General features: G+C 67.4%; 1 protein-coding gene and 1 pseudogene. Both read left to right on the top strand.

What is annotated here, in order from left to right; translation table 11 throughout:
- The first annotated feature begins 115 nt into the window (after nt 1–115).
- A complete protein-coding gene (locus FKP22_RS30630; RefSeq protein ID WP_141291960.1) occupies nt 116–1,120 on the top strand; it encodes a Bug family tripartite tricarboxylate transporter substrate binding protein in 1,005 nt (334 codons plus the stop codon).
- A gap of 18 nt (nt 1,121–1,138) precedes the next feature.
- A pseudogene (locus tag FKP22_RS30625) lies at nt 1,139–1,321 on the top strand (amidase); the annotation flags it as partial.

Genomic DNA, 1,321 nt, shown 5'->3' with positions numbered 1-1,321 from the left:
GCCTACTTCCGCTACCGCGCGGCCGAGCTGGCCCGCGAGCCGGCCGATGACCCCGCCCTGCGACAAAGCCTGCCCTCCCCGCATCCCTGATCTCCAACCACTTGAGCGCCTCGACATGAACTCTTCCGCATTGCTGCCCTCGTCCATTGCCCGCCGCGCCCTGCTGGCTGGCCTTGCCCTTGCCGGCCTGACCCTGCCCGTGATTTCTGCGCTGGCCGCCGACGCCTATCCGAACAAGCCCATCCAATTGGTCGTGCCCTTCCCGCCGGGTGGCGCCACCGACGTGCTGGCCCGCCTGGTGGCCAAGGGCCTGGGGGACAAGCTGGGGCAGAGCATCGTGGTCGAAAACCGCGCCGGTGCCGGCACCGCCATTGGCGCCAGCTACGTCGCCAAGTCCCCGGCGGATGGCTACACCTTGCTGATCAGCTCCGGCACCACCTACATCGCCAACCCGGCCATCAACCCCAAGCTGGGCTATGACCCGCTCAAGAGCTTCGAGCAACTGGGCATCGTCGGCCGCACCGGGCTGATCCTGCTGGCCAACCCGCAGGTCAAGGCCGACTCTCCCAAGAGCTTTGTCGCCCTGGTGCACCCGGCGCCCGGCAAGTTCGCCTGGGCCTCGTTCGGCAACGGCACCACCTCGCACTTCACCGGCGAACTGCTGCAGCGCGCCACCGACACCCAGATGCTGCATGTGCCCTACAAGGGCAGCTCGCCAGCCATGATCGACCTGATCGCCGGCCAGGTGCAGTTCTCGGTGGACACGGTTTCGGCGGCGCTGCCGCAGCTCAAGGCCGGCAAGGTCAAGGCCATTGGCGTGACCATGGCCAAGCGCTCGGCCCTGCTGCCCAATGTGCCCAGCTTCCAGGAGCAGGGCTATGCCATTGATGCCGACACCTGGCTGTCGGTCGCAGCGCCGCGCGGCCTGCCGGCTGCCGTGCGGGCCAAGCTGGAAAAGGCGCTGGCCGAACTGGCCGGGCTGCCCGAAGTGAAGGCGCAAATGGCGAGCGTGGGCTTCGAGGCTGGCTTCGTGCCGGGCGCCAAGGTCGAGCGCATCATCGAGGCGGACCTGCCGGTGATGCGGGCCACCGCCACTCGCGCGAACATCAGGATCGAATGAAGAAAGACGACAAAGCCCATGTCCTCCTCCTCCTCCCCGTCCTCGCCGCAGGCCGAGTTGCTGGCGCTGTCTGCCGTGGAAATGCGCCGCCGCATCGGCGCCAGGCAGCTTTCTCCGGTTGAACTGCTGGATGCCTGCATTGCCCGCATCGAAGCGCTCAATCCTTTTGTCAACGCTGTCACGGCCACCTGCTTCGACCGC

Source organism: Ideonella azotifigens (genome assembly GCF_006519715.1).
Classification (GTDB): domain Bacteria; phylum Pseudomonadota; class Gammaproteobacteria; order Burkholderiales; family Burkholderiaceae_C; genus Ideonella; species Ideonella azotifigens.
Note: the sequence above shows the minus strand (reverse complement) of the source record. Positions and strands in the feature narration are given on the sequence as shown.

Coding starts and splice junctions, on each gene's coding strand:
- FKP22_RS30630 (WP_141291960.1), top strand. CDS start 116: ATGAACTCTTCCGCATTGCTGCCCTCGTCCATTGCCCGCCGCGCCCTG.